This is a genomic window from Streptomyces sp. NPDC002573 (genome assembly GCF_042889625.1).
Taxonomy (GTDB): Bacteria; Actinomycetota; Actinomycetes; order Streptomycetales; family Streptomycetaceae; genus Streptomyces; species Streptomyces gibsoniae.
In genome coordinates this window covers 1-7,089 of sequence record NZ_JBIARC010000160.1, presented here as the reverse complement: position 1 = coordinate 7,089, position 7,089 = coordinate 1, and the positions used below count along the sequence as shown (strand labels likewise).

At 70.2% G+C, this 7,089-nt stretch carries 7 protein-coding genes and 1 pseudogene; 3 read left to right on the top strand and 5 right to left on the bottom strand.

Translation table 11 applies throughout. From position 1 onward, the window contains the following. Positions 1-204: 204 nt before the first annotated feature. Together ACFYX0_RS46020 and ACFYX0_RS46015 are read right to left on the bottom strand one after the other, a co-directional pair. Entirely contained in the window at positions 205-420 is a 216-nt protein-coding gene (locus ACFYX0_RS46020) for a hypothetical protein (RefSeq protein WP_311694183.1), read from the bottom strand. Positions 421-582: 162 nt separating this feature from the next. Then, entirely contained in the window at positions 583-834 is a 252-nt protein-coding gene (locus tag ACFYX0_RS46015; RefSeq protein WP_311694181.1) for a WhiB family transcriptional regulator, read from the bottom strand. A 296-nt stretch (positions 835-1,130) separates the two neighbouring features. On the opposite strand from ACFYX0_RS46015, the gene ACFYX0_RS46010 reads away from it, so the two are divergent. Continuing rightward, on the top strand, positions 1,131-1,925 hold the full coding sequence (locus ACFYX0_RS46010) for a VOC family protein (protein WP_388981354.1): 795 nt from the start codon (positions 1,131-1,133) through the stop codon (positions 1,923-1,925). Positions 1,926-2,195: 270 nt separating this feature from the next. After that, positions 2,196-3,404: a glycoside hydrolase family 64 protein gene (locus tag ACFYX0_RS46005; RefSeq protein ID WP_388981351.1), complete on the top strand. Its 1,209-nt coding sequence runs from the start codon at positions 2,196-2,198 to the stop codon at positions 3,402-3,404. 24 nt (positions 3,405-3,428) lie between these two features. On the opposite strand, the gene ACFYX0_RS46000 is transcribed toward ACFYX0_RS46005, so the two are convergent. The 3 genes from ACFYX0_RS46000 to ligD form a co-directional block, all read right to left on the bottom strand. Beyond that, entirely contained in the window at positions 3,429-4,484 is a 1,056-nt protein-coding gene (locus tag ACFYX0_RS46000) for a LacI family DNA-binding transcriptional regulator (protein ID WP_388981348.1), read from the bottom strand. 109 nt (positions 4,485-4,593) lie between these two features. Continuing rightward, positions 4,594-5,532: a multicopper oxidase domain-containing protein gene (locus tag ACFYX0_RS45995; protein WP_388981345.1), complete on the bottom strand. Its 939-nt coding sequence runs from the start codon at positions 5,530-5,532 to the stop codon at positions 4,594-4,596. Between the two features lie 132 nt (positions 5,533-5,664). Then, entirely contained in the window at positions 5,665-6,690 is a 1,026-nt protein-coding gene (ligD, locus tag ACFYX0_RS45990) for a non-homologous end-joining DNA ligase (RefSeq protein ID WP_388981342.1), read from the bottom strand. A gap of 265 nt (positions 6,691-6,955) precedes the next feature. Between ligD and ACFYX0_RS45985 the strand changes: the two are divergent. After that, positions 6,956-7,089: pseudogene (locus tag ACFYX0_RS45985) on the top strand (aldehyde dehydrogenase); the annotation flags it as partial.

Here is a 7,089-nt window from a genome sequence, read left to right as displayed (position 1 = left end):
CACATGGACGATCAACCCAGCCACCGCATAGACCGAGGGGCCACCCGGCCCACGGCCGGGCAGCCCCTCAGCAAGATCTTCATGAGTCTTCTAGGGCGTGTTGCGAAAGCCCCGCCTGCCCTTCGGGCGAAGGACGGGACTTTCGCAGCACGCCCTAGTGCCCCGGCACTAGCCTTCCCAGGACCTCGGCGAGAAGGAGAACTCCTACACGGCCTCGTAGTGGTGCGCCTCCGCCCCGCGCCACTTCACCCATGCGGGATCGTCGAGGAGATCCTCTGCGTCGGGCAGGCCCGCCCGGCCCAGAAACTCGATCACGTCCTCGTCCGAGAACGCCAGCCCCAGGCTCTCCCCGCGCGCGGTCACCCGTCGGCCGCCGGTGCCCGACGGTGGATGAACGATGACAGGAGCCCGTCCGGACATGTCTCCAGGATCGTCCCGCGCGTCCGGACGCGCATCCGGACGGACCCCGGACCACGGCCCTCACGCGGGTCCGACGGGTGCTCCCCCGCTGTCGCACCCCTCGGCCCCCGCGTGCCGTTCAACGGGCCGGTCCGAGGTGTCCCACGACGGTCCGGCCGGACCTCATCCGTTCTCCCGTCCCCGCCGCAGATGCAGCCGCTCCTTCTCGGACAGCCCGCCCCAGACGCCGAACCGTTCGTCGTGGGCGAGCGCGTAGTCGAGACAGGCTGAGCGGATCACGCACAGTCCACAGATCCGCTTCGCCTCCCGTACCGAACTGCCCGGCTCCGGGAAGAAGAAATCGGCCCCCGTCTGCGCGCACAGCGCCTGCTCGTGCCAGGCGATGTCGGACACAGTGCTCGCTTCGATGTGCATGTTCGAGAGCGTGTCGCGTCGCGAAAAACGTCTGATCAACGCGGGATCAACGCCTCGGCCCGGGGCCTCGCCCACGGCTCCCATGGTGGCCGCACCCAATGGGCGACGCACGGCGGCGCGCGGCATCACATGTCACGAACGCTCGCCACGCAGACACACTCTACCGGTCACCCACCGTCACGGGGGCCGGAACTCGTGACTCCTTCGGCGATTGCCGGGCGATTGTCAGTGGGCGGTGAAAGACTCGGCAGTGCAGGCACCGGGAACCTTCGCAGGACCCTCGAAGGAGGGCAGTCATGCTCACCACCCGCTTCGTCGACGGCGCCCCGAACTGGCTGGATGTCGGCACCCCGGACATCGACGGCGCCGTCTCCTTCTACGGCGGCCTCTTCGGCTGGCAGTTCGAGTCGGCTGGCCCCGAAGCCGGGGAGTACGGCTTCTTCCAGCTCTCCGGCAAGACGGCGGCCGGCGGTATGGAGATCACCGAGGAGCAGGGGTCGCCCTCCTGGACCGTCTACTTCCAGAGCTCCGACGCGGAGGCCACGGCGAAGGCCGCCGAGCAGGCCGGTGGCAGCGTGCGGGTCCAGCCCATGGACGTCATGGGCGAGGGTCACATGGCCATCCTGGCCGACCCCGCGGGGGTCCCCTTCGGCATCTGGCAGCCGGCCAGGACCAAGGGCATCGAGGTGGCCGGCACCCCCGGTGCGGCGTGCTGGGTCGAGCTGTACACCCCGGACATCGCCCGCGCCGCCGCGTTCTACCACCGGGTGCTCGGCTGGGAGACCGAGGGCGTGCCCTTCCCCGGCGGCACCTACACGTGCATCAACCCCGAGGGCGCGGGCGCGGACGCCATGTTCGGCGGCCTCGTACCGCTGGCCGACGACCCCTTGGAGGCGGGGTCCGGCGCGCACTGGCTGCCGTACTTCTCCGTCGCGGACGCGGATGCCACGGTGAGCAAGGTCCCGGAACTGGGCGGCACGGTCCGGCTGCCGGCCACGGACCTCGAAGGGGTGGGCCGTATCGCCCGGCTCGTCGACCCGTACGGAGCGCACTTCGCGGTGCTCAAGAGCGCCCCACGCCGGCAGGGGTGACCTCACCGGGGCGGTCGGGGCAAGGGCGTACGCCTCGGGCCCGAACGCCTCGCGTCGACGGGTCCCGCCATGCCAGGCATCGGCCTTCAACACCGCTGACTTTCCTGGGAGTTGCCATCACTTCTTGAACGCATGAAATTTTCGAGAGCGCTCTCAGTCATAACCCTTGACGCCTCAACCTCCCCTGGGAACAGTGGATCGCACCGCAGGGCCCCCCTCGACCCCCCACCCTCCCTGCGCCCCCACCCCCACACTCCCGGGAGACGACCGGTGATATCGCGTCGAGTGTTTCTGACCGGAGCCGCCCTGGCCGCGGCCTCCGGAGCCCTCGCCTCCAAGCCCGCCCAGGCAGCCCCCGCCACCTGTCAACTCGCCCTGCGTAACGCCTCGTTGCCTGGCACGGTTTGCGCGTATGTGACCGGGCACGAGCAGTCGACAGGCAACTGGATGCTCCTTCGGGCGGACGGCAGCGTCTACCGGCCGGGGTCGCCCGCCGCGCCGGGAACCCCGCTGCCCGTCGACTGCGCCATCCCCCTGGGCGCCGCGGGCTCCTCCCCGACTTTCCTGACGCTTCCTCAGATGTACGGCGCCCGGATCTACTTCGTCCGCGACAACACGCTGGCCTTCTTCCTCAACCCGGGTCCCGCTCTGGTCGAACCGGCGTTCGCGACACCCGCGGATACCAACTACGGCAAGACATGGTCGTTCTGCGAGTTCACCTTCAACTCCAGTCAGCTGTACGCCAACATCAGCTATGTCGACCTGGTCACCGCACTCCCGATCGGGCTCACCCTGGAGGGCGACGCCACGCGCACGGTCGCACCGCTGCCCGACGGAGCGGTGGACCGGATCGCCTCGGCCCTCACGGCCCAGACGGCGAAGGACGGACAGCCCTGGGACCGGTTGGTCGTCCACGGCTCCGATGGGAAGGTGCTCCGGGTCATCTCCCCGCAGAACCTGATGGCGCCGTACTTCGACCAGCCCGACACGATGCCGTTCCGCGATCTGTGGACCGCCTACGCCGACCAGGTCTGGCAGAAGTACCGCGGCACCGATCTGCGGATCGACCTCCAGGGCGGCCGGGGCGTGTTCACCGGACGGGTCAGCGGGGACACCCTCACCTTCACCGGCGGGCACTCCTTCGCCAAGCCCACCTCGCGGGACATCTTCACCTGCAACCACGGCCCCTTCGCCAACAACCCGGGCGACCCGGACGACCGGAAGGCGCTGCTCGCCCGCCTCGCCGCCGGCTTCAACCGCTCCCTGATGCTCACCCACCCCGACCAGCCGGGCGGCGTGACGGCCGCCGACTACTACCAGGGCCAGGTGACCAACCACTGGGCGCGGGTGGTGCACGCGAACACACCGATCGGATACGCGTTCCCGTACGACGACGTCCGGCCGGACGGCCAGCCGGATGTGTCGGGAGCGGCGTACGACGGCAATCCGAGGCGTTTCACGGTGACCGTCGGCGCATGAGACCCGGTGCGCGCCCGCCCGGGCTCAGGCGGACGCGCGCCGCACCAATGTCGTCGGCAGCACCACACCGGACGGCGTCTCCCCCGCGGCGGACGCCTCGCCCGAATCCGGCGCGCCACCGCGCCGGTCCAGTCCGCGCAGCAACAGCCGCGCCATCAGCCGTCCCATCTCCTCTATGTCCTGACGGATCGTCGTGAGGGGCGGGTCGGTCTGCTCGGCGACCGGCAGCATGTCGTCGAAGCCGATGACGGCGATGTCCTCGGGCACCCGGCGCCCCAGCGCACGCAGCACGCGCAGGGCGCCGGACGCGCTCAGATCGTTCGCGGCGAAGACGGCGTCCAGGTCCGGGCAGCGCTCCAGAAGCCGGCGCATGGCCCGTTCGCCACCGGCCGGGGTGAAGTCCCCTTCGGCGATCAACTCCGGGGCGGCGTCGGCCATGACGTCCCGGAACCCGTCGAGCCGGTCCACGGCGGAGGTCTGGTCGAGTGCGCCGGTGATATGGGCGATACGACGGCGGCCGAGGCCCACGAGATGGCGTACGGCCTCGCGGGCCCCGCCACGGTTGTCGCTGTCCACGTACACCGCGCCGCCCGCGCCGTCGCTCCAGCCGGGCCGCCCGCCGAAGACCGTGGGCACCCCGGCACGACGCACCAGCTCGGGCAGCGGGTCCTCCAGGTGCAGCGAGAAGACGAGGGCGCCGTCGACATGACCGCCGGCGAGATACCGGCCGACCCGGGCGTGGTCGGCGCGCCCCTCGGTCAGCAGCAGGACGAGCTGCGAGTCATGGGCCGTCAGTTCCTTGCTGATACCGCGTAGTTGCAGGGCGAAGAAGGGGTCGGCGAAGACCCGGGTCTCCGGTTCGGCGACGACGACGGCGATCGCATCGTGCCGCCTGGTCACCAGGCTGCGCGCGGCCTGGTTCGGCACATACCCGAGTTCCTCGACGGCCCGGCGCACCCGCTCCACGAGGGGTCTGCGCACGCCGTCCCCACCGTTGACGACTCGGGACACGGTGGCCCGCGAGACCCCGGCCCGGGCGGCCACGGCCTCCAGGGTGGGACGCGGCGCGGACTCGGTCACGTGGGGCCCCCTCCCTCGGCGGTTGCGGATCAGCATAGCCCGCGCCGCACCCCCGCAGAGAGCGCTCCCCGTCGGGCTCGGCCGGTACCGCCGAGCCCGGCGACGCCCGTCAGTGCCGATGCACCTCGTAGGTAGGAATCGTTCCGTTGGGGTTCTTCACCAGGAACAGCCCGGCCATGCCCCGGTCGGCGTGGTGCTGCACATGGCAGTGGTACATCCACGCCCCCGGCCCGACGCCCTCCCCCGCGAGCACCTGGAAGCCGAAGGAGTCTCCGGGGCCCACGATCCTGTTGTCGATGATCGGGCTCGGATCGGTCGGTCCACTCAGCAGGCCGGTGCGGTTGTGCGCCCAACGATGGCCGTGCATATGGAAGGTGTGGAAGTCGTCGCCGTGGGTGATCATCACAAACTCGACGCGGTCCCCGAGCGTCGCCGAGAAGTCGGGGCCGGAGTGCGACCTGCGATTGTTGATCTTCGTCTCGTTGAAGACGATCGTGTGTGTCCTGAGCGGGAGGATGTCGCCCGCGCGGCGCACGATGACCGGCCCGTACAGGCCTTTGCGGATACCGCCCGTGCCGTGGTCCGAGCCTACGATGTGGTCGTGGTAGTGCCAGTAGCCCGCGCTGCCCTCCCGCCAGGAGCCGTCCGCGCGGCGGCCGGGGGCATGGGTGCGCCAGATGTAGGTGCGGGTGCCGCCCGGCCGAACCGCGCTGCGGCTCCAGCGGGTTCCGTCCTGGGAGATCTGGTAGTCCAGGCCGTGCACGTGCAGGCTCACCGTGACATCCATCGTGTTCACGAAATGGATGTACAGCGTGTCGCCCTCGATGAGCTCGATCAGCGGACCGGGGATCGTCGCCCTCCCCCGCTGCAGTCCGTAGCCCATCTCCCCGTTGCGGAGTCTCTCGGCGTAGAGCGTGATGTGCCTGACCTTGCCTCCGGGAGGCGCCGTGCGCAGCGTCGTACCGGCGGCCTCCGGAGCCACGGACAGCGACGTCGCAACGGCCGCACTCCCCAACAGCATCCGGCGGTTGAAACTGCGTCTGTCCATGCCGGACTCCCCATCCTATTCCGAGTTCACGGAGAAGAGCCGCTGGGACGAACCGAGGACGGTAGCGGCATGCAGTGATCTTATCCTCAATGAGGACAAATGCCGCGCATTGCCGTCATGTCGACACTTCCCTTATGTCGGCGGCGTGCCGTTCCGCCGGGCGCGGCTCGGCTGGACCCGCTTCGGCTCGCCCGGCATCTTCGGGTACTCGGGCGGATAGGGCAGATCACCGAGGCCGTGGTCGTGTTCGTCCCGGCGGGCCAGTTCGAGGAGCGCCTCCAGGGAGAAGGCATGGTCGTCCATGCCTTCGTGGACGTCACCGAGCCGGGCGAACCGCTCGGGCATGGTCGCCAGATCGAAGTCCTCGGGCGCCACGTCAGGGACCTCCTCCCAGCGCAGCGGCGCGGACACCGGGGCGTGCGGCCGGGGACGTACGGAATAGGCGGAGGCGATGGTGCGGTCGCGCGCTGTCTGGTTGTAGTCGAGAAATACCTTTTCTCCCCGTTCCTCCTTCCACCACGCGATGGTCACGTGCTGGGGCATCCGGCGTTCCAGCTCGCGCCCCACGGCGATGGCGGCGCGGCGCACCTGGGTGAAGGTCCAGCGCGGTTCGATGGGCACGAAGACATGCAGCCCCCGGCTGCCGGAGGTCTTGGGCCAGCCGCGCAGTCCGCCGAACTCGTCGAGCACGGCGCGCAGTTCATGGGCGGCGCGCACCGCGTCGGCGAAGTCGGTGCCGGGCTGCGGGTCGAGGTCGAGGCGCAGTTCGTCGGGGCGGTCGACGTCGTCGCGGCGCACCGGCCACGGATGGAAGGTGAGGGTGCCGTACTGCGCGGCCCACACCACGGCCGCGACTTCGGTGGGGCACATCTCGTCGGCGCTGCGGCCGCTCGGAAACGTGATGTGAGCGGTGGGGATCCAGCCGGGCGTGTTCTTGGGCGCCCGCTTCTGGAAGAAGGACTCGCCGGTCACGCCGTCCGGATAGCGCTCCAGGGTGGTGGGCCGGTCACGCAGGGCGCGCAGAATGCCGGGACCGACAGCCATGTAGTACTGCGCGAGATCCAGCTTGGTGAAGCCGCGCTCCGGGAAGAAGACCTTGCCCGGACTGGACAGCCGTACCGTCCGGCCTGCCACCTCCAGCTCCACCGCATCGCCCATGCGAGCCACGGTAGGCGCACGGGACACGCCGCGCATACCGGGCACATGGCACGGCGCGGCGGGCGCGGGGGCGTCCGGAGCGCGTCGGCGTCCGGAGCGCTGCGTGGCCGTTTCGCGTAGGGAGCCGAGGGGGACTCGGACGGCACGCCGCTGGAGCGCTGCGGCTGCGCGGCGGGCCGGCGGCGCCACATCACTCCAGGACTCTCCGCGCGACCTCGGCACGGCCGCGCCGCGGTCGTGCCGCGCGGCACCGAAGGAAGCAATCATGAAAGCAGCGGTCTACGAAGGCCCGCGTACGGTCACGGTGAAGGACGTACCGGACGCGAAGATCGAGCATCCCTGCGACATCATCGTCAAGATCACCACCACCAACATCTGCGGTTCGGACCTGCACATGTA

Coding starts and splice junctions, on each gene's coding strand:
- ACFYX0_RS46020 (WP_311694183.1), bottom strand. CDS start 420: ATGTCCGGACGGGCTCCTGTCATCGTTCATCCACCGTCGGGCACCGGC.
- ACFYX0_RS46015 (WP_311694181.1), bottom strand. CDS start 834: ATGCACATCGAAGCGAGCACTGTGTCCGACATCGCCTGGCACGAGCAG.
- ACFYX0_RS46010 (WP_388981354.1), top strand. CDS start 1,131: ATGCTCACCACCCGCTTCGTCGACGGCGCCCCGAACTGGCTGGATGTC.
- ACFYX0_RS45995 (WP_388981345.1), bottom strand. CDS start 5,532: ATGGACAGACGCAGTTTCAACCGCCGGATGCTGTTGGGGAGTGCGGCC.
- ligD (WP_388981342.1), bottom strand. CDS start 6,690: ATGGGCGATGCGGTGGAGCTGGAGGTGGCAGGCCGGACGGTACGGCTG.